Below are 18,480 nucleotides of genomic sequence, written 5' to 3'. Positions count from 1 at the left end.
CATGGGCGAGGGTTTCGCGTGCTAGCATATCGGCCATATTTGGAGGACCCATGGTCGAACACGATTTCCGCTATAGCCTGATGAACCCGCAACACACCCTGATCGAATGCCGCACCCTCGCGCCGGGGCGTTATCAAGTCACCGGCAACGGTGGCTCGATTCGCGCCGACGACGTGTTGCTGGTCACCCTCAAGGGCAGCAAGGACTTGTCCATGCGCCTGACCGTCGAGAATGTGCGTCACCTGCTCAAGCCGATGGGCCAGTGGGTTGCCATGGCCAGCGGTCCGGTGTTCGGGGAGTTGGCGATCCACAGCTGGCAGGTCAACTGCGACAGCTGCGCCAAGGAGCTCAAGTTCGAGTTCGCGGTCGACACCTCACACGGTATCAAGGCCGAAAAACCGGCCGCCACCGCGCGGATCGCCGAACTGGGCTGGACCACCGCTGGCGAGAAGCACCTGTGCCCGAAATGCCAGGAGCCCGCGTGATGAAACACCTAGTGCTGGCCGGGATGGCGGCTGTGGGCTTGTTGGGGTGCGCGGCCGAGCCGATGAAACTGCAACAGGAGCGCAGCTACATCCTGGAATGGATTGGTGAGCGTCCGCTGATCGACAGCAGCCACCTGACCATCACCCTGGGTGAAGACGGCCGGGCCTACGGCAACGGTGGCTGCAACCATTGGTTCGCTCCCTACACCCTGGACGGCAACCAACTGAGCTTCGGCAAAGTAGGCAGCACCCGCAAGCTGTGTGCACCGGCCTTGATGGAGCAGGAAAGACGCTTCCTGCAGGCGCTGGAAACCGTGCAACGCTGGGACATCTCGCCCATCGAGCAAGTACGCTTCTGGCCCGCCACCGGCAAACCCCTGCGCTGGTGGCCGGAAGAAGGCTGACCGGCCGATGATCGTTCCCACGCCCCGTGGGAACGATCAAGTGACACCAAGCGCCGCTTCAGTTCTTCGCTTGCAACGCTTGCAACTTGGCGATCACCCCCGCCGCCGTCTGCTCGCCCATCAACTGCTCACGCACCTTGCCCTTGTCGTCGATGATGTAGGTCACCGGCAGCGCTTCGCTGCGCGGTAATTCAAAACGTTCGGCCGGATCCTGGGCCAGGACGGTAAAGTCGATGCCCAGTTTGTTGCTGGCGCTCTTGAGTTCCTCGCCCTGCACGTTGTCGAAGTTGACCCCGAAGACATTGATCTTCTGACTCTTGAGCTGTTCGGCCAGGGCGTTGAGCTCAGGGATCTCGGTCCGGCAGGGGCCACACCACTCAGCCCAGTAGTTGAGCACCAACCATTTACCGTCCAGGCGCTCCGAGGCCACCTTCTGGCCCAACTGATCGGTGCCGTAGTCGTAACCACAGCCTGCCAGCAGCAGGGTGGTGAAAAGTGCCAATGCCGCGCTCAATCGCCTTGTCATGGGGCTGATCCTTACTCGATAAATAAATTGCGCTGCGACCCATTGCCCCTGAAGGTTCTGGACTGCTCGCCGCACAGGTAGAATAGCCGCCACCTTACGCAAGATGCGACCCGCTCATGACCGATCTGACGCTTTATCACAACCCGCGCTGCTCGAAATCCCGCGGTGCGCTGGAACTGCTGGAGGCCCGCGGCCTGACGCCGACCGTGGTGCGCTACCTGGAAACCCCGCTCAACGCCGAGCAGTTGCACGGCCTGCTGGGCAAACTGGGCATCAGCGCCCGGCAATTGCTGCGCACCGGTGAAGACGAATACAAGAGCCTGAACCTGGCCGATGGGAACCTCAGCGAAGCACAGCTGATCGCCGCCATCGCCGCCCACCCCAAGCTGATGGAACGCCCGATCCTCGAAGTCGGCAACCAGGCCGTGATCGGCCGGCCGCCAGAAAAAGTACTGGAGATCCTGCCGTGAGCGCGCCGTACATCCTGGTCCTGTATTACAGCCGCAATGGCTCGACCAATGAAATGGCCCGGCAGATTGCCCGCGGCGTTGAGCAGTCCGGCATGGAAGCGCGCCTGCGCACCGTGCCAGCGATTTCCAGCGAATGCGAAGCCGTGTCGCCGGATATCCCCGACGAAGGCCCGCTGTATGCCAGCCTCGACGACCTGAAACACTGCTCGGGCCTGGCCCTCGGCAGCCCGACCCGCTTCGGCAACATGGCGGCACCGCTCAAGTACTTTCTTGACGGTACCAGTAACCTGTGGCTGACCGGCGCCCTGGTGGGCAAGCCAGCCGGGGTGTTCACCTCGACTGCCAGCCTGCATGGCGGCCAGGAAACCACCCTGTTGTCGATGATGTTGCCCTTGCTGCATCACGGCATGCTGATCACCGGCCTGCCCTACAGCGAGTCGGCCCTGCTGGAAACCCGTGGCGGCGGCACGCCCTATGGCGCCAGCCATCACGCCGGGGCCGACGGCAAGAGCGGCTTGAACGAACATGAAGTGGCGCTGTGCCGGGCCCTGGGCCTGCGCCTGGCGAAAACTGCACAGCAACTTGCCAGCGCCCAGCCAATGGAGAACCACCGTGGCTAAAAAGCCCAAGATCCTGCCGGCCATCGAGTGGCTGGAGCCACGCGTGCGGATCAGCCGCACCGCCAGCCTGCTGTGCTTCTTCGCCCTGGTCGGCCTGCTCTGCGCCTACTACCTGGTGTTTGCCGACCTGCACGGCGCACGACCCTGGGTGATCCTGCTGATCGAGCTGGTGCCCTTGCTGTTGCTGGCGCCGGGGATGATCAGCGGCAGCGCGCGCGGACATTCATGGATGTGCTTTGTGGTGAACCTGTACTTCATCAAGGGCGCGATTGCCGCCTTCGACCCCAATCGCCAGGTGTTCGGCCTGCTGGAAATGGGCGCCAGCCTGGCGCTGTTCTGCTCGGCGTTGCTGTATGTGCGCTGGCGCTTCCAGCTCAACCGCAAGCTGGCGGGAGAAGGCGAAACCTGCGCCGCCTGACAGGACCCTATCGCGGCATAGGTATCTACACAACTGTGGTGCGACGTTGCACCTGTGGGCCTCTGGGGTGTTGGATTAGACCGAGTGCATATCCAACATCCTGGCCGGCCCACAGGTGAGCGAACTTCATGTGGGAGCCGCCGGGTAGCGCTCCGCTTGCCCGCGATTGGAGCGACTGGCTCAATGATTGACGGTAAAGGCCAGCATCATCGATATCTGGCACATCGGCCGGCCACTTTCAGCGTGCCACTGGTTGAAGGCGTCCTGCACCGTCGCCAGATCCCGCAGACTGGTGGGGACCTTGTCGATGATCTGCTGGGCATTCAACGCCGCAACCACGTCATAGCTGGGCACAAAGGTGTCCTTGCCAACCATGCGCAAAAACCGCGGCGCCGACAAGCCGCCCATCTGATGTCCGTGCTTGGCCAGGTATTTCCACAGGCCGACGATGTCGGTCACCGGCCATTGGGCGATCAACTCGCCGAAGCTGCCTTTGTCCTTGGCTACATCGAGGATGAACTGGGCGTTGCGCGGCACACTCTTGAGCTTGCCCAGGTGGCGGATGATCCGCGCGTCCTGCATCAGGCGCTCCAGGTGTTCGGCGCCCATCAACACCACCTTGTGCGGGTCGAACTTAAAGAATACCTCCTCGAATGCCGGCCACTTGGCGTCCACCAGGCTGTGCTTGAGGCCTGCACGGAAGACCCGCAGGGCCATGGTCGACAGGTAGCGATCATCACTGATCTTGCGCAATTGTGCCGGGGTCTTGGGGACTGGCAGATGGGCTTCCAGTTCGGCTGCCGAACCAAAGCGGTTCAGACAGTATTCGTGCAGCCACTTGTAATCGCGCATGCCCTCTCCTTTGCAAACAAATAAAAACGGCGCCCGCGAGCGCCGTCATGCCCAACCAGTGATCCGGTCAGAGATTGACCACATTGACGAAACGCGAGGCCGCGCTTTCGTCGATCTTCAGGCTGGTGAAGTCAAACAGGTTACGGTCCGCCAGTTGCGACGGGATCACATTCTGCAGGCTGCGGAAGATGCTATCGCTGCGGCCCGGGGTCTTGCGCTCCCAGTCCTGAAGCATGTCCTTGACCACCTGGCGCTGCAGGTTTTCCTGGGAGCCACAGAGGTTGCATGGAATGATCGGGAACTGCTTGAAGTCGGAGTAGGCCTGGATGTCCTTCTCGTTGCAGTAGGCCAGCGGGCGAATCACCACATTACGCCCGTCATCGGCGCGCAGTTTCGGCGGCATGGCCTTGAGCGAACCGTTGAAGAACATATTAAGGAAAAAAGTCTCGACGATGTCATCGCGATGGTGACCCAGGGCCATCTTGGTCGCGCCGATTTCGTCGGCAAAGGTATAGAGCGTACCGCGACGCAGGCGCGAGCACAGCGAGCACGTGGTCTTGCCCTCCGGGATCAGCTCCTTGACCACCGAATAGGTGTCCTTTTCGACGATGTGGTACTCCACCCCCAGTTCCTTGAGGTAGGCGGGCAACACATGCTCGGGGAAACCCGGCTGCTTCTGGTCCATGTTCACCGCGACGATCTCGAACTTGATCGGCGCCACCTTCTGCAGGTGCAGCAGCACGTCGAGCATGGTGTAGCTGTCCTTGCCTCCGGACAGGCAGACCATGACCTTGTCGCCATCCTCGATCATGTTGAAGTCGGCAACGGCCTCCCCGGCCTGGCGGCGTAGACGTTTCTGCAGTTTGTTCTGGTTGACCGTAAGAGTGCCCATGGCGCTTGAAATCCGCGAGGTGTGACGAAAGGCCGGCATTTTACGCAAAAACCCGGGGCGGGCGAAGTGCCCTGCGTCTTCTGCGGTTATCGACCAACCAGCAGGGCCGCTGTCATGCAGCACAGCGATTAAGCCCGGGGTTTACAGCGCGATTTGCTCTAAAGCCCCTGCTCCTGCGTGTTCCAGTCCTTTCTATACTGCGACATAAGGTCGCACACCTGAAGACCTTTACCGACTTGGCCACTGGCCCGTAGGCGCTCCGTTGGGGGGCGACAGCAATCACGTAGGAGTGACTGACTATGATCCATCACGTCGTGGGGCTTTTCACCCACCCAGATCAAGAATGGAAAGAAATCCGTGGCGACCAAGAGGAAAGTATCAGCCACATGTACCTCACCCACACGCTGATCCTGGCGGCGATTCCGGCAATTTCCGCGTTTATCGGCACGACCCAGGTGGGCTGGGTCATCGGCAGTCGGGCGCCCGTCATGCTGACCATGGAAAGCGCGCTCTGGATGACCATCATGTCGTACCTGGCGATGCTGGGCGGGGTCGCGGTCATGGGCGCGTTCATTCACTGGATGGCCCGCACCTATGACGCTACACCGAGCCTGGCGCGCTGTGTCGCCTTTGCCACGTACACCGCCACGCCGTTGTTCATCGGCGGCCTGGCCGCGCTGTATCCACATATGTGGCTGGGCATGATCGTCGGCACCGCGGCTATCTGCTACACGGTCTACCTGTTGTATGTCGGCTTGCCGACCTTCATGAACATTCCAACGGACGAGGGGTTTCTCTTCTCAAGTTCAGTGCTTGCCGTAGGGCTGGTGGTGTTGGTGGCGATCATGGCCTTCACCGTCATTGTCTGGGGCCTGGGCGTCGGCCCGGTCTATACCAACTAAACCAACATTCAACGCAAGCCGCTGGAGCGAGCAAGGGACGCCGCCCATGAAACAAACGAGGATCTGCCAATACCGGCCGCCGCAAGGCGGCCTTTTGTTGGGACCACGACCATTCGGCAGCCAGGCGATTCGCAATGGCCTGGGTTTGCAGCATACTTGTGGCCTCTGGAGATCCGTTAAGCATGCCCGAGCAACTCAATACCCGCGTCGAAGACTGTTTCCAACAAGCCGAATCCTTTTTCAAACGCCCTTTCAAGCGCCCGGTGGTCAGCCTCAAGTTGCGCGGGCAGAAGGCCGGCGTGGCACACCTGCACGAAAACCTGCTGCGCTTCAATCCGCAGTTGTACCGCGAGAACAGTGAAGATTTCCTCAAGCAGACCGTGGCCCACGAAGTCGCGCACCTGATCGCACACCAGTTGTTTGGCGAGCGCATTGCACCCCACGGTGAGGAATGGCAACTGATCATGCGCGGCGTCTATGAACTGCCGCCCGACCGTTGCCATACCTACGCTATTAAACGCCGCAGCGTGACCCGCTACATCTACCGCTGCCCGTGCGCCAACAGCGACTTCCCGTTTTCGGCCCAGCGCCATAGCCTGGTACGCCAGGGCCGGCGCTACCTGTGTCGGCGTTGTCGGCAGACATTGGTGTTTACCGGGGAGTCGCGGGTCGAATAGTGGGATAGGCAGAGCTTTACCTGGCCCTATCGCGAGCAGGCTCGCTGCGAACCTGCGTCACCTCTAGAGAATGACCTTGGTCCGCCGCAAATCGTCGATCCGTTGCTCGCTGTAACCCAACTCGTGCAACACCTGGTTGGTGTGCGCCCCCAGCGTCGCACCGATATTGCGTGGTTGCGGCAAACCTTCGGAGAACTTCAACGGGCAAGCCATTTGTGCCTGGCTGCTGCCATCGCCGCGCGGTACCTGGGTCACCAGCTCCCGTGCCTTGAGCTGGGGATGGGCCACCGCTTCGGCCACGCTGAGTACCGGCTCGACACAGGCATCGACGTCGGCAAACAGCGCACACAGGTCGCTGAAGTCGCGCTTTTCGAATTCGATCTGCAAGGCCAGCTTCAGGGCCTGTTGCTGTTCGGGTTTAGGCGACAGCCCCTGGGCCGCCAACTCGGGACGACCGAGCGCGGTGCACAATTGCTGCATGAAGTTGGGCTCCAGACTACCCACCGACATCCAGCGTCCATCCCGGCTGCGGTAGTAGTCGTAGAAGCTGCCACCGTTGAGCATCTGCTCCTCGCACCCCGGCTCCACGCCACACGCCAGGTACCCCGCCCCGGCCATCGCGTTCAGGCTGAATGCACAGTCGGTCATGCTCACATCCAGGTGCTGGCCCTGCCCGCTCTGCTGACGGGCAATCACCGCGGCCAACAGGCCGATCACCCCGTGCAGCGAACCACCGGCGATGTCCGCCGCCTGGAACCCCAGCGGTAACGGCCCGCTGTCGGCACGCCCGGTGTAGCTGGCCAGGCCAGCCAGCGCCAGGTAGTTGAGGTCGTGTCCGGCGCGGTCTTTGTAGGGGCCGGTCTGGCCGTAGCCGGTGATCGACACGTAGATCAGTCGCGGGTTGATCGCCCTAAGCGCCTCATACCCCAGCCCCAGCCGTTCCATTACCCCGGGGCGAAATTGCTCCAGCAAGATGTCGTGGTCCTGCAGCAGTTGCTTGACCACCTCCAGCGCCGCGGGCTGCTTGAGGTCCAACGCCAGGCTGCGCTTGTTGCGGTTGAGGTAGGCGTGGCTGGCCGAGATGCCCTGGTCATGGGGCGGTAGCACCCGCAGCAGGTCCATGCGGGTTGGCGATTCGATGCGCAGCACCTCGGCCCCCATGTCCGCCAGCAACAGCGAGGCGAAGGGCCCCGGCAACAGTGTCGAGAAATCCAGAACCTTGAGTGATGCCAGTGGACCCTGCATAAGCCATCTCCTTGAGCGATACCTGCAGACTAGGCAGCCGTCCGCCTGACGGCAATCACCTTAACCGTCAGGACGGGTGACCTTTGCGCTCAGGGCGCTGCCGCGAGCAGGTTTGGCTCCCGCCCCGCAGACAATAAAAAACCCGCCGTAGCGGGTTTTTCATTGACGTGCGTGAGTTACTTCAAGGAAGTCGGGGCCGGGCCTTCGGCCACACCCAGGTCATCCATTTCACGATCATCGGAGATACCACGACCACCGGACGCCAGCTCGACTTGCAGCTTGTCTTCGTCCAGCTCCTTGACCCACTTGGCCACCACCAGGGTCGCAACAGCGTTACCCACCAGGTTGGTCAGCGCCCGCGCTTCGGACATGAAGCGGTCGATACCGAGGATCAGCGCCAAGCCGGCCACCGGCAGGTGGCCAACAGCCGAGAGGGTTGCAGCCAACACGATGAAGCCGCTACCGGTCACGCCTGCAGCACCTTTGGAGGACAACAACAGCACCAGCAGCAAGGTGATCTGGTGAGTGATGTCCATGTGGGTGTCAGTCGCCTGGGCGATGAACACGGCCGCCATGGTCAGGTAGATCGAAGTACCGTCCAGGTTGAACGAGTAGCCCGTTGGAATCACCAGGCCTACCACCGATTTCTGTGCGCCCAGGCGTTCCATTTTGATCAGCATGCGTGGCAGCGCCGATTCGGACGAGGAAGTACCCAGTACGATCAACAGCTCTTCACGGATGTAGCGGATCAGTTTCAGTACGCTGAAGCCGTGAGCACGGCAGATCGCACCCAGTACCAGCACCACGAACAGCACGCAGGTGATGTAGAAGCAGATCATCAACTGGCCCAGTTGCACCAGCGAACCGACGCCGTAGGCACCGATGGTGAAGGCCATGGCACCCAGCGCACCGATTGGCGCCAGTTTCATGATCATGTTGATGATGTTGAACATCACGTGGGCGAAACGATCGATGAAGTCCAGCACCGGCTTGCCGTAGGCACCCAGGCGGTGCAGGGCGAAACCGAAGATCACCGAGAACATCAGGACCTGCAGGATGTCACCGTTGGCGAAGGCGCCGACAATGGTGTTCGGGATCACGTTGAGAATGAAGCCGACGATGCTCTGGTCTTTGCCGGCCGTGACATAGGCCGCGACTTTGGAGGCGTCGAGGGTGGTCACATCGATGTGCATGCCGGCGCCCGGTTGCACCACGTTGACCACGACCAGGCCGATCAGCAGGGCGATGGTGGAAACGATTTCGAAGTAGAGCAGCGCGTAGCCGCCGGTTTTGCCCACCGACTTCATGTTCTGCATGCCCGCGATACCGCTGACTACGGTGCAGAAGATGATGGGTGCAATGACCATCTTGATCAGTTTGATGAACCCGTCACCCAGTGGCTTGAGCGCCACCCCGGTCTGCGGATAGAAGTGACCGAGCAAGATGCCGATAACGATGGCAACGATTACCTGGAAATACAGGGATTTGTACAGTGGCTGACGAGTCGTCATTGCAAAGTTCCTCAAGAGCACCGCGTTGTCATCATCCATCTGATGCAAACGACGCCTAAAGTGCGAACCCTCCTGCACTGGAGGGATTTGTTGTGGCGAGCTGCGCGCTGGCAGACCTCTTGGCCTTATTGCAGAGCTCGTGCCACCTTTGCCAAATCCCTCACAAGCCGCTTGCCACAAGGGCTGCAGCACTTTCCATGGTGCGGCGCGCAGGAGCCACTTGGCGGATTCCCGCCCAATACCCGAATCGAGTCCTGCAATTTGGCGGAAATCCGCCTTGTCCCATCGAGGAGGGCTGGCTAAGATCCGCCACTCAATGGCCGGACCCCACTCCCCATGCGCGAACGCACCATCGCCAGTCATTTCGCCCGCGCCGCCACCGGTGGCGCCCGGCGGATGGGCTATGACTATGCAGAGCTGTTGCACCAGCTCGGGATCAGCGCCGAATTGCTCGACGAGCCCCGCGCCAGGATCGCGCCGGAGCAATTCAGCGCCCTGTTGCAAGGCCTGTGGCTGGCGCTGGATGACGAGTACCTGGGCTTGGCCCGCAGTCCCAGCAAGCGCGGGACTTTCGCCATGATGTGCCACGCCCTGATTCACTGCAGCACGCTGGAGAAAGCCTTGGGGCGCGGCCTGTTGTTTTACAGCCTGTTTGCCGACTCGCCAGGCCTGACCCTGACCCGGGAAGAGCAATGGGTGCGCATGAGCCTGGATGATTCGCAGCTGCGCGACCCCGATCACTTTCTCAGCGAAAGCCTGCTGGTGATCTGGCATCGCCTTGGCAGTTGGTTGATCGGCCAGCGCATCGCCCTCGAGCAGGCCAGTTTCAGTTACCCGAAACCCGGACATGGCGCCGAATACGACCTGCTGTTCCCTTGCCCACTCGAGTTCGCCGCCCAGCGCACCAGCCTGCTGTTTCACAGTCGCTACCTGGGCATGCCGCTGTTGCAGGACGAACGAACCCTCAAGCACTTTCTGGAACGCTCACCGGCCGACCTGCTGTCACGCCCGGATGACGGCGACAGCCTGAGCAGTCAGTTGCGCCGCCTGCTCAGCCGTGACAGCAGCCGCTGGCCCGATCTGGAAGCCGTGGCGGCGCACCTGCACATCAGCCCGCAAACCCTGCGTCGGCACTTGCGCGAAGAGGGTTCGAGTTTTCAGGAATTGAAGGATCAGTTGCGCCGCGATATCGCGATCTATCATCTGCGTCGCGCCGACCTGTCGTTGCAACAGATCGCCTGGCAATTGGGCTTTTCCGAACCCTCGGCGTTTCACCGGGCGTTCAAGAAATGGACCGGCCTGACCCCGGGCGCCTATCGCGCCCAGGACAGTTGAAGCGCGGCTTCACGCCAGCGGGAAATGAACCCGGAAGGCCGCCCCGCCCAGGGCCGAATCGCCAAGGGTCAGCTGGGCGCCGTAGCTTTCGATGATGTCCTTGACCACAGCCAGGCCAATGCCCTGCCCCGGATGCTGGCGGTCCAGGCGTTCGCCACGCTGGAGGATCCGCGCCCGTTGATCCTCTGGTACACCCGGCCCGTCGTCTTCAACGCAGACTTCGATGCTGGCACGAGTCTGACGCAGGCTGATCCGCACTTCGCCGAGGCATAGGCGGTAGGCGTTTTCCAACAGGTTGCCGAGCATTTCCAGCAAGGCACCCTGCTCGATCGGCACATAGCAGGACTGCGGCAAGTCCAAGCTGGTACGCACCCGTTTGTCGCGATAGACCTTGTCCAGGGTGTCGCACAGGCTCTTGAGTACCGGCTGTAACTGCACCTGGTGCCGCACCAGCCCGCTTTTACGCAGGCTGGCACGCTGCAACTGGTAGCTGATCTGCTGGCTCATGCGCTCGATCTGCGTTTGCAGGACCCACGCCTGCTCGCGCTCTTCGGGACGCTGGGCCATGTCCTCGCTGACGCCTTGGAGGACCGCCAGGGGGGTTTTCAGACTGTGGGCCAGATCGTCCAGCGAGTCGCGGTAGCGGCTGCGTTGTTCGCGCTCACTGCTCAGCAAGCGGTTCAGCGAGCCGGTCAGGCGCAACAGTTCGCGTGGGTGTTCTTCACTGAGGCTTTCCAGGTCACCGCTTTCAATCTGGTCGAGCTCCTGGCTCAAGCGCCGCAAGGCGCGCAGGCCCCAGGTCAGGCCGATCCACAGCAGCGCCAGCAACACCAGCAAGGCTGCGCCAAATCCCAGGTAGAGATTTTCCCGCAGGCCTTCGAGTGTCTGCTGGTACTCGCGCACCGGCTGCAACGCAACGATACTGAATGCCGCACTTTTGCCGCCCAGCAGTTTGACTTCGACGTCATAGACGAAGAACTCCTGGCCGTCGGCCTCACGAATACGCGCAAACTCATTGCCGCGCCCGTCATAACGCGGCTTGTAATTGATGTGTTCGTCCTGGGTCGCCCGCGAGCGCCAGACCAGTTGCCCTTCGCGGTCGTAGATGTAGCCCAGCAGGCGACTGTCGGCGAGATTGAAGCGCTCGTCCGGCAACTGCGAAGGCATCATCAACTGTTTGTTCTCGATCCGTGCCGCAGAAATCAGCGTGGTGACGTCCGAGGCCAGGCGCTGTTCGATCGAATCTTCCAGCGCCAGGCTGAAGGCGCCCTGCATGGCTGGCAACAGCGCCAGCATGAACAGCACCGCCAAGGTGGTAGCTGCCAGCATCAGGCGCAGGCGAAGGGAGCGAATCACTGGCAGCGCTCGTTGAACAGGTAGCCCAGGCCTCGCACGGTCTCGATCGGCTTGAACCCGGCCGGCGCTTCAAGCTTGCGCCGCAAACGCCCGACCAGCACTTCAATCACGTTCGGATCGCGCTCGTCGTCATCCGGGTAGAGCTGCTCCATCAGGCGGTCCTTGGCGACCACTTGCTGATGATGGCGCATCAGGTACTCGAGGATCCGGTATTCATAGGCGGTCAGGGCCAACGGCTGCTCGTCGAGACTGGCCTGCTTGCGGTTGAGGTCCAGCAACAGCGGGCCGGCGATTATCGTCGACTGGGTAAAACCGCTGGAGCGGCGCAGCAAGGCATTCAGGCGCGCATCCAGCTCTTCGAACTGGAATGGCTTGACCACGTAATCATCGGCACCAGCGGCCAGGCCTTCGACCTTGTCCTGCCAGTTGCCGCGTGCGGTGAGGATCAGGATCGGGAAGGTCTTGCCTTGCGATCGCAACTGGCGAATCAGGTCCAGCCCCCCCATGCCCGGCAGGCCGAGGTCGATCACTGCCAGGTCATGGTTGTATTGACCGGACTGGTACAACGCCTCTTCGGCGTTGGCCACGGACTCGACCACATGGCCATTTTCAGTCAGGCGGGTATGCAGATGATGGCGCAATAGCGCCTCGTCTTCGACGACCAGTAATTTCATAACGCTCTCCCAGGCAAATCAACCACTCCACGGGTGCCATGCACCCAGCTTACCGACATGCCTGCGCCGGATCACCTCTAGGGCCGATCCGGCGCAGGTCCTGCTTGCCCGATGATTAGAAAGCGTAGTTGGCGGACAGGTAGGTCTGGGCGCTGCTGTCCAGGCTCAAGGAGCCCCGCTTGCTGCCTTGGGCACTCATTTCAGTGCTGGCATTGCTGCGCAGGTAACGGTACCCCAATTCCACCGAGGCGTTCTTGGAAACCTGTTGCAGGACACCGCCTTGCACGCCCAGGGCATAACCGATATCGCTGTCGCGGCTGTAGCCCGGCGAATCCTGGGTGAGTTTGGTCAGGCCGGCGCTAGCGCCAGCGAACAGCTTGGTGCTGCTGGTCACGGGCAGGAACAGGTCGTAACTGCCGAGGAGGTTTTCCTGGCGCAGCTTGATGCCGTTGTGGCTGCCGGAAACGTTGTCGTAGGTGGCGTAGTAACGACGGTCATTGTTCTGCTGACCGAGACGCACCCCCCAGGTGGTGTCCTTGCCAATCACACCGTTGGCATTCGGGTGATCGAGGTTGCTGTTAAGCAGGCTGGATTTTTTCACCTTGTCGCTGGTCTGCCCCAGGGTCAGGCTGGCGAAGTTGTCGTCAGCGGCGTGAACCACGGCGCTGGCGCCCAGGACAGTCATGGCCAGAATGAGCTTTTTGAAGTGGGTCATGTTGAGTTTCCTCGTTCGCAATGTGTTTTTGGTTGATGCGCTCAGGTTAACCACCCCCCACTGAACTCCCCCTGAACACACGCTGAACCCTGGCTGAACAAGCTCGACACTCCTCAGCACTACCCAGCCACGCGACTAATCGGCAAAATGCCGCAATGAATCCGCCCCCCTCCCTGCCCGCCTGCTGCACGCCGCTCGACGACCAATGGCCGTTGCCTGATTCGCTGCCTGGCACAGTCCTGCTCAGCACACGCTTCGATCCCTCATTACTGGCGCTCGACGATTTCCGTCGCAGCCAGATCGAGCCGCCACCGAGCATCCAGCGCTCGGTGGCCAAGCGTCAGGCCGAGTTTCTTGCGGGGCGACTGTGTGCACGTGCTGCACTGCAAAAATTGCAGGGGCTGGACTGCAGTCCGGCAATTGGCGAAGACCGGGCGCCGGTCTGGCCGCCCGGCATCTGCGGCTCGATTACCCACAGCACTGGGCACGCCGCCGCCATCGTTGCGCAAAACACCGACTGGCGCGGCCTGGGCATGGACCTGGAAAACCTGCTCACCACCGAGCGCGCCGAACGTCTGGCCGGTGAGATTCTCACCCCGGCGGAGCTCAAGCGGATGACGGCCGGCCGGCGCGAACAACTGGCCTTGTGGGTGACCCTGACGTTCTCGGTCAAGGAAAGCCTGTTCAAGGCCCTGTACCCCATCGTCCAGAAACGCTTCTACTTCGAGCATGCCGAAGTGCTGGAATGGACCGACCGCGGGCAGGTGCGCCTGCGCCTGCTGACGGACTTGTCCGGTGAATGGCGCAATGGCACCGAGCTGGATGCGCAGTTCGCGGTAAAAGCGGGGCAATTGTTGAGCCTGGTGAGTATCCGGGCCTGATTAGACAGGTCAGCGCTCGGGCTTTTCCTGGTTGCGCGGCCAGCTCAGGCTGAAACACGCCCCGCCCAGGTTCTTGCTCTGGCTGATCAACGCGCGCCCGCCATGCCAGTGCACGATCCGGCGCACGATGGACAACCCCAGACCGTGGCCCCCCGAGGCTCGGGTGCGGCTGTCGTCCAGGCGCAGAAAGGGTGTGAAGATTTTTTCCCAGGCACTTTCCGGCACTCCCGGGCCGTCGTCCTCGACATCCACCCGGCAGCGCTGCTGCCCGACCTGATAGCTGATCGAGACCTGCCCCTGGGCATGGCGCATGGCATTGCCCACCAAGTTCTGCAACGCCCGGTGCAGGTAACGCGGCTCGGCCTCGACCCAGGCGCCGTCGCAGTCGGCTGCCGACAGGCACAACCCGCGCTGCACCCGGACCTCGGCGCGTAGCGGTGCCAGTTCGCTGATCACCTGATTGACCAGGGCATCGAGGTCGACCCGCTGAAAAACCAGCGCCGGCGAACCTTGCTCCAGCCGCGCATAGGTGAGCATCTCGTCCACCAGGCCATCGAGGTCCTGGATGTCGTGGTCCATGCCTTCGAGGTACTTGTCCCGCGCTTGCGCGGTGGACGCCGTGCTGATCATCTCCAGGCCAAACCGCAAGCGCGCCACCGGCGTACGCAACTCATGGGACACCGCACGCACCAGTTCGCGCTGGATCGCCAGCAATTGCTGCAAGTGCTCGGCCATGCCGTTGAACGCTGCCGCCAGCCGCCCTACCGAGTCCGCCCCCCGGGTCGGCACGCGGGTTTCCAGGCTGCCCTTGGCGATGCGCGTGGCGGCCGACTCCAGGCCACTGAGGCGCCGCTCCAGTTGGCGTACCAGCAGGTAGACGATCAGGCCGATCAAGCTCAGCCCCAGGGCCGCAATCAACACCAGCCACTGCGGCGGATACGGATTCATCTGGTACAGGGGGCCGATTTCCAGCACCCATGGCGTGCCCACCATCCCGGCAAACACCCGGATCGAATCGCCCTCCTTGCCCAGCGCCATCACGGTGTCGCCCTCGGACACCCGGCGGCTCTGGTCTTCGTCCATGTCCGCCTGGTCCACCGTGACCAGTTGCAGTTCGAAGCCAAACCCCTTGTCTTTTTTCAAGGCCTCCAGGCGCTTCGGTTGTTCGGCCACCGGGTAGCGCACCAGTTCATCAGCCAACAGATAAATAGTCGCCCGTGCCAGTTGCTCGCTGATCTGCTGCACTTCCCCCGTCAGCACCAACTGCTCCTGCTCGCTGACCAGCCGGTAGACCTTTGCCGCATGAGGCCCGGTCTGTTCCACCAGCGCCTGGCCACGCAATACCCGGGTGCGTTCGCCCAGATCGAGGCCGGTTTGGCTGAAGGTCTGCAAGTTGAGGGGAATACCCAGCAAGCGCTCCCACACCAACAGCGCACGCCGGCGCTCGGTGAGGTTCATCGGCTGCAGGTTGTCGGCCATCAGGGAAAACGTACCGTGGGCCAGGCGCTCGCGGTATTGCTCGCTGCGCACTTCGTTGAGCAGGTGCAAGGCCAGGACCCCGAGGGCGGCCACCAGAATCAGCGCCGCACACATGCCGCCGTAGATGCGCAGGAAGATCGAGTTCACAGTGGCTGGTCTACGCAGGCTTCGGGAACGAACAGGTAGCCCTTGCTGCGGATGGTCTTGATCAGGCGCGGGTGGTCCGGGTCATCGCCGATTTTCGGGCGGATGCGTGAAATGCGCACATCGATGGAGCGATCCTGGCCGTCATAGCCGATGCCGCGCAACGCGGTGAAAATTTCCTCGCGGGACAAAATTCGCCCGGCATTGGCCACCAGCAGCCAGAGCAGGTCGAATTCGGCACTGGTCAATTCGATGCCCTGGTCATGCAGCCAGGCTTCGCGCAGGGCGTTGTCGACCACCAGCGGGCCGAACTGCAGGCGCCGCAGCTTTTGCGGCGCGGCCGGTTCGGGCGCCTCGCTGCGCCGCAGCAAGGCCTGGATGCGCGCCAGCAACAGCCGCGGACGCACCGGCTTGCACACGTAGTCATCGGCGCCCATGTCCAGACCCTGGATCTGATCCATGTCATCGGTGCGCGCCGTGAGCATCAGGATCGGCCCATCGTAGTGGTCGCGAACCTTGCGGCAGATGGTCAACCCGTCTTCGCCGGGCAGCATCAGGTCAAGGATCACCAGGTCCGGCTGCTCGGCAATGATCCGCGCCGCCGCCAATGCGCCGTTGCCTTCGATGGTTACCTGCAATCCATTGCTTTCCAGGTACTCACGAGTCAACTCAGCCAGGCGCTGGTCGTCCTCGACAATCAATACCTGCCAGGCTTCTTGCTCCACGGGTGACCTCTGCTTGCCAGAACACTATTAAGGAAGGCTCCACTCATCTTTTTGTCATCTTTGAAGTGGATAAGACTGCTTACACAGCGCCCGATTGTAGCAACGCCCACCCTTGAGAACACAAGCTGGCAAATGCGCTCGGTAACCGGGATTTTTTGTGATAGGGTTCGCGCCCGCAAAATCCCCCCAGGCTATTTTTCTGGGTAATAAACAGTGACAAACGGTCGACCCCAGCAGGGTCGCGGCCTACACGACGATTGGCTGTTTCATACACATTTTACGCACAGCTTTATCCACAGGTAGTACGTTGCAATCCCCCCCCAAAACGCATTATCTTGTAGCTCGCGCTCAGAAAAACCCTACATATAGGGTTTTGAGGCAAAAACCAAACACAAATCAGACAAGAAACTCAAGTGCTTTTCTTGCATGTTTTTGGTTGAACCAAACTCTTTTTCAGAAGCCCAAACCGCTCCCGCGGATGGCAACTGTTTTTCCGCCCAAAACGGCAAAAACGGTACGGGTGTTGCAGTCGTTTACTGTCACCCCAACGGAATTCGGTTTCCAGCCCCTGGCTTGAAACCAAAGACTTCGGCATGGAAGCGGCGCCCGACGGCCCCTTCCTACTGTCCCGAAGTTGTTATGCCCGGCGCTTGCCGGTTGTAGTGCTTCAGGACGGAACGGTGGGCACCTTCATGGTGCCCAAACAAACATAGAGAATGTGGAGACACCCATGCAAACCGACACAACTCGCGAGAACCCGCAGGGCACCTTGCCGCAGGGCGCAGATTCGAATTCCGATCTGTCCGCCACTGCGCCAGGCCAACTGCGCGTGATCAAGCGTAACGGCACTGTCGTTCCTTACACCGATGACAAGATCACCGTCGCCATCACCAAAGCGTTTCTCGCAGTTGAAGGCGGCACCGCTGCCGCCTCGTCGCGAATCCACGACACCGTTGCGCGCCTGACCGAGCAGGTCACCGCGACCTTCAAGCGTCGCATGCCATCGGGCGGCACCATCCATATCGAAGAAATCCAGGACCAGGTCGAACTGGCCCTGATGCGTGCTGGCGAGCAGAAAGTAGCTCGCGACTACGTGATCTACCGTGACGCCCGCTCCAAGGAGCGCGCAGTCCGCGCCCCGGCCGAAGACGCGGTGCAGGCGCACCCTTCGATCCGCATCACCCGCGCCGATGGCACTTTCGCGCCACTGGACATGGGCCGCCTGAACACCATCGTGACCGAGGCCTGCGAAGGCCTGGAAGAGGTCGACGGCGACCTGATCCAGCGCGAAACCCTGAAAAACCTGTACGACGGCGTAGCCCTGACCGACGTCAACACCGCCCTGGTGATGACCGCGCGGACCCTGGTCGAGCGTGAGCCGAACTACTCGTTCGTCACCGCCCGCCTGCTGATGGACACCCTGCGTGCCGAAGGCCTGGGCTTCCTCGGCGTCGCCGAAAGCGCGACCCACCACGAAATGGTCGACCTGTACGCCAAGGCACTGCCGGCCTACATCGCCAAGGGTATCGAATTCGAATTGCTGAACCCGATCCTGGCTACCTTTGACCTGGAAAAACTGGGCAAGGCGATCAACCACGAGCGCGACCAGCAGTTCACCTACCTGGGCCTGCAAACCCTGTACGACCGTTACTTCATCCACAAGGATGGCGTACGCTTCGAACTGCCGCAGATCTTCTTCATGCGTGTGGCCATGGGCCTGGCGATCGAAGAGAAGCACAAAGAAGACCGTGCGATCGAGTTCTACAACCTGCTGTCGTCCTTCGACTACATGTCGTCGACCCCGACCCTGTTCAACGCCGGCACCCTGCGTCCACAGCTCTCGAGCTGCTACCTGACCACCGTGCCGGATGACCTGTCGGGCATCTACCACGCGATCCACGACAACGCCATGCTGTCGAAATTCGCCGGCGGCCTGGGCAACGACTGGACTCCGGTACGTGCGCTGGGTTCGTACATCAAGGGCACCAACGGCAAGTCCCAAGGCGTGGTTCCGTTCCTCAAGGTAGTCAACGACACCGCCGTAGCCGTCAACCAGGGTGGCAAGCGCAAAGGCGCTGTGTGTGCCTACCTGGAAACCTGGCACATGGACATCGAAGAGTTCATCGAGCTGCGTAAGAACACCGGTGATGACCGTCGTCGTACCCACGA

General features: G+C 61.5%; 20 protein-coding genes. 10 read left to right on the top strand and 10 right to left on the bottom strand.

Annotation, left to right across the window (positions count from 1 at the left end; genetic code table 11):
* The first annotated feature begins 50 nt into the window (after positions 1–50).
* On the top strand, positions 51–485 hold the full coding sequence (locus tag ACIOVD_RS20935) for a hypothetical protein (RefSeq protein WP_159997492.1): 435 nt from the start codon (positions 51–53) through the stop codon (positions 483–485).
* Positions 485–889 carry an META domain-containing protein gene (locus ACIOVD_RS20930; protein ID WP_095170358.1) on the top strand — a complete coding sequence of 135 codons (405 nt, stop codon included), beginning with the start codon at positions 485–487 and terminating at the stop codon, positions 887–889. Before ACIOVD_RS20935 ends, ACIOVD_RS20930 begins: the two co-directional genes overlap by 1 nt.
* Before the next feature lie 58 nt (positions 890–947).
* Here the strand turns inward: ACIOVD_RS20930 and ACIOVD_RS20925 are convergent, their stop codons facing one another.
* The gene (locus ACIOVD_RS20925; RefSeq protein ID WP_159997494.1) at positions 948–1,415 is read right to left on the bottom strand and encodes a TlpA disulfide reductase family protein; all 468 of its coding nucleotides are present in this window, start codon (positions 1,413–1,415) and stop codon (positions 948–950) included.
* 116 nt (positions 1,416–1,531) lie between these two features.
* Here ACIOVD_RS20925 and arsC point away from each other — a divergent pair, with 116 nt between their 5' ends.
* From arsC to ACIOVD_RS20910, 3 genes are read left to right on the top strand one after another with little or no spacing between them, the layout of a single operon-like run.
* Positions 1,532–1,885 (top strand): arsenate reductase (glutaredoxin), encoded by a 354-nt coding sequence (arsC, locus tag ACIOVD_RS20920; protein WP_401130001.1) that lies wholly within the window; start codon positions 1,532–1,534, stop codon positions 1,883–1,885.
* Positions 1,882–2,505, top strand: coding sequence for an NAD(P)H:quinone oxidoreductase (wrbA, locus tag ACIOVD_RS20915; RefSeq protein ID WP_320332854.1), 624 nt, complete (start codon positions 1,882–1,884; stop codon positions 2,503–2,505). Before arsC ends, wrbA begins: the two co-directional genes overlap by 4 nt.
* Positions 2,498–2,923, top strand: coding sequence for a DUF2069 domain-containing protein (locus ACIOVD_RS20910; protein ID WP_095170362.1), 426 nt, complete (start codon positions 2,498–2,500; stop codon positions 2,921–2,923). Before wrbA ends, ACIOVD_RS20910 begins: the two co-directional genes overlap by 8 nt.
* A 180-nt stretch (positions 2,924–3,103) precedes the next feature.
* Here ACIOVD_RS20910 and ACIOVD_RS20905 read toward each other — a convergent pair whose 3' ends face one another.
* Both ACIOVD_RS20905 and ttcA read right to left on the bottom strand, forming a co-directional pair.
* Entirely contained in the window at positions 3,104–3,775 is a 672-nt protein-coding gene (locus tag ACIOVD_RS20905) for a DNA-3-methyladenine glycosylase I (protein ID WP_159997498.1), read from the bottom strand.
* A 67-nt stretch (positions 3,776–3,842) separates the two neighbouring features.
* Positions 3,843–4,667 carry a tRNA 2-thiocytidine(32) synthetase TtcA gene (gene ttcA, locus ACIOVD_RS20900; protein ID WP_095169744.1) on the bottom strand — a complete coding sequence of 275 codons (825 nt, stop codon included), beginning with the start codon at positions 4,665–4,667 and terminating at the stop codon, positions 3,843–3,845.
* Between the two features lie 299 nt (positions 4,668–4,966).
* Here ttcA and ACIOVD_RS20895 point away from each other — a divergent pair, with 299 nt between their 5' ends.
* The gene (locus ACIOVD_RS20895) at positions 4,967–5,569 is read left to right on the top strand and encodes a Yip1 family protein (protein ID WP_159997502.1); all 603 of its coding nucleotides are present in this window, start codon (positions 4,967–4,969) and stop codon (positions 5,567–5,569) included.
* Positions 5,570–5,751: 182 nt separating this feature from the next.
* Positions 5,752–6,246 carry a SprT family zinc-dependent metalloprotease gene (locus ACIOVD_RS20890; protein WP_095169746.1) on the top strand — a complete coding sequence of 165 codons (495 nt, stop codon included), beginning with the start codon at positions 5,752–5,754 and terminating at the stop codon, positions 6,244–6,246.
* A gap of 63 nt (positions 6,247–6,309) precedes the next feature.
* Here the strand turns inward: ACIOVD_RS20890 and ACIOVD_RS20885 are convergent, their stop codons facing one another.
* Together ACIOVD_RS20885 and ACIOVD_RS20880 are read right to left on the bottom strand one after the other, a co-directional pair.
* A complete protein-coding gene (locus ACIOVD_RS20885; RefSeq protein ID WP_095169747.1) occupies positions 6,310–7,491 on the bottom strand; it encodes a CaiB/BaiF CoA-transferase family protein in 1,182 nt (393 codons plus the stop codon).
* Between the two features lie 176 nt (positions 7,492–7,667).
* Complete coding sequence (locus ACIOVD_RS20880) at positions 7,668–9,002, bottom strand: dicarboxylate/amino acid:cation symporter (protein ID WP_095169846.1); 1,335 nt, start codon at positions 9,000–9,002, stop codon at positions 7,668–7,670.
* A gap of 336 nt (positions 9,003–9,338) precedes the next feature.
* Here ACIOVD_RS20880 and ACIOVD_RS20875 point away from each other — a divergent pair, with 336 nt between their 5' ends.
* Positions 9,339–10,337 carry an AraC family transcriptional regulator gene (locus tag ACIOVD_RS20875; RefSeq protein ID WP_401129997.1) on the top strand — a complete coding sequence of 333 codons (999 nt, stop codon included), beginning with the start codon at positions 9,339–9,341 and terminating at the stop codon, positions 10,335–10,337.
* A 9-nt stretch (positions 10,338–10,346) separates the two neighbouring features.
* On the opposite strand, the gene ACIOVD_RS20870 is transcribed toward ACIOVD_RS20875, so the two are convergent.
* The 3 genes from ACIOVD_RS20870 to ACIOVD_RS20860 all read right to left on the bottom strand — a co-directional run bounded on the left by ACIOVD_RS20870 (position 10,347) and on the right by ACIOVD_RS20860 (position 13,082).
* Positions 10,347–11,693, bottom strand: coding sequence for an ATP-binding protein (locus ACIOVD_RS20870; RefSeq protein ID WP_401129995.1), 1,347 nt, complete (start codon positions 11,691–11,693; stop codon positions 10,347–10,349).
* The gene (locus ACIOVD_RS20865) at positions 11,690–12,367 is read right to left on the bottom strand and encodes a response regulator (RefSeq protein WP_095169750.1); all 678 of its coding nucleotides are present in this window, start codon (positions 12,365–12,367) and stop codon (positions 11,690–11,692) included. The genes ACIOVD_RS20870 and ACIOVD_RS20865 overlap by 4 nt, the downstream gene beginning before the upstream one ends.
* 115 nt (positions 12,368–12,482) lie before the next feature.
* The gene (locus ACIOVD_RS20860; protein WP_095169751.1) at positions 12,483–13,082 is read right to left on the bottom strand and encodes a hypothetical protein; all 600 of its coding nucleotides are present in this window, start codon (positions 13,080–13,082) and stop codon (positions 12,483–12,485) included.
* A gap of 155 nt (positions 13,083–13,237) precedes the next feature.
* Between ACIOVD_RS20860 and ACIOVD_RS20855 the strand changes: the two genes are divergently transcribed.
* Positions 13,238–13,963 (top strand): 4'-phosphopantetheinyl transferase, encoded by a 726-nt coding sequence (locus ACIOVD_RS20855; RefSeq protein WP_095169752.1) that lies wholly within the window; start codon positions 13,238–13,240, stop codon positions 13,961–13,963.
* A 9-nt stretch (positions 13,964–13,972) separates the two neighbouring features.
* Here the strand turns inward: ACIOVD_RS20855 and ACIOVD_RS20850 are convergent, their stop codons facing one another.
* Together ACIOVD_RS20850 and ACIOVD_RS20845 are read right to left on the bottom strand one after the other, a co-directional pair.
* On the bottom strand, positions 13,973–15,589 hold the full coding sequence (locus ACIOVD_RS20850; RefSeq protein WP_095169753.1) for an ATP-binding protein: 1,617 nt from the start codon (positions 15,587–15,589) through the stop codon (positions 13,973–13,975).
* The gene (locus tag ACIOVD_RS20845) at positions 15,586–16,311 is read right to left on the bottom strand and encodes a response regulator (protein ID WP_095169754.1); all 726 of its coding nucleotides are present in this window, start codon (positions 16,309–16,311) and stop codon (positions 15,586–15,588) included. Before ACIOVD_RS20845 ends, ACIOVD_RS20850 begins: the two co-directional genes overlap by 4 nt.
* 730 nt (positions 16,312–17,041) lie before the next feature.
* Between ACIOVD_RS20845 and ACIOVD_RS20840 the strand changes: the two genes are divergently transcribed.
* Positions 17,042–18,480: ATP cone domain-containing protein (locus tag ACIOVD_RS20840; protein ID WP_401129991.1), on the top strand; the 1,439-nt coding region annotated here is incomplete at its 3' end.

The sequence above is a fragment of the Pseudomonas sp. NPDC087626 genome, assembly GCF_044743405.1.
Taxonomy (GTDB): Bacteria; Pseudomonadota; Gammaproteobacteria; order Pseudomonadales; family Pseudomonadaceae; genus Aquipseudomonas.
The sequence above is the reverse complement of the archived record's forward strand: the minus strand, read 5'-3'. Positions and strand labels throughout refer to the sequence as shown.

What these genes read in the sequence shown, in the direction of transcription:
- ACIOVD_RS20875 (WP_401129997.1), top strand. Translation starts at nt 9,339, where the DNA reads ATGCGCGAACGCACCATCGCCAGTCATTTCGCCCGCGCCGCCACCGGT.
- ACIOVD_RS20890 (WP_095169746.1), top strand. Translation starts at nt 5,752, where the DNA reads ATGCCCGAGCAACTCAATACCCGCGTCGAAGACTGTTTCCAACAAGCC.
- arsC (WP_401130001.1), top strand. Translation starts at nt 1,532, where the DNA reads ATGACCGATCTGACGCTTTATCACAACCCGCGCTGCTCGAAATCCCGC.
- ACIOVD_RS20905 (WP_159997498.1), bottom strand. Translation starts at nt 3,775, where the DNA reads ATGCGCGATTACAAGTGGCTGCACGAATACTGTCTGAACCGCTTTGGT.
- ACIOVD_RS20855 (WP_095169752.1), top strand. Translation starts at nt 13,238, where the DNA reads ATGAATCCGCCCCCCTCCCTGCCCGCCTGCTGCACGCCGCTCGACGAC.
- ACIOVD_RS20935 (WP_159997492.1), top strand. Translation starts at nt 51, where the DNA reads ATGGTCGAACACGATTTCCGCTATAGCCTGATGAACCCGCAACACACC.
- ttcA (WP_095169744.1), bottom strand. Translation starts at nt 4,667, where the DNA reads ATGGGCACTCTTACGGTCAACCAGAACAAACTGCAGAAACGTCTACGC.
- ACIOVD_RS20930 (WP_095170358.1), top strand. Translation starts at nt 485, where the DNA reads ATGAAACACCTAGTGCTGGCCGGGATGGCGGCTGTGGGCTTGTTGGGG.
- ACIOVD_RS20880 (WP_095169846.1), bottom strand. Translation starts at nt 9,002, where the DNA reads ATGACGACTCGTCAGCCACTGTACAAATCCCTGTATTTCCAGGTAATC.
- ACIOVD_RS20925 (WP_159997494.1), bottom strand. Translation starts at nt 1,415, where the DNA reads ATGACAAGGCGATTGAGCGCGGCATTGGCACTTTTCACCACCCTGCTG.
- ACIOVD_RS20860 (WP_095169751.1), bottom strand. Translation starts at nt 13,082, where the DNA reads ATGACCCACTTCAAAAAGCTCATTCTGGCCATGACTGTCCTGGGCGCC.
- ACIOVD_RS20895 (WP_159997502.1), top strand. Translation starts at nt 4,967, where the DNA reads ATGATCCATCACGTCGTGGGGCTTTTCACCCACCCAGATCAAGAATGG.
- ACIOVD_RS20865 (WP_095169750.1), bottom strand. Translation starts at nt 12,367, where the DNA reads ATGAAATTACTGGTCGTCGAAGACGAGGCGCTATTGCGCCATCATCTG.
- ACIOVD_RS20885 (WP_095169747.1), bottom strand. Translation starts at nt 7,491, where the DNA reads ATGCAGGGTCCACTGGCATCACTCAAGGTTCTGGATTTCTCGACACTG.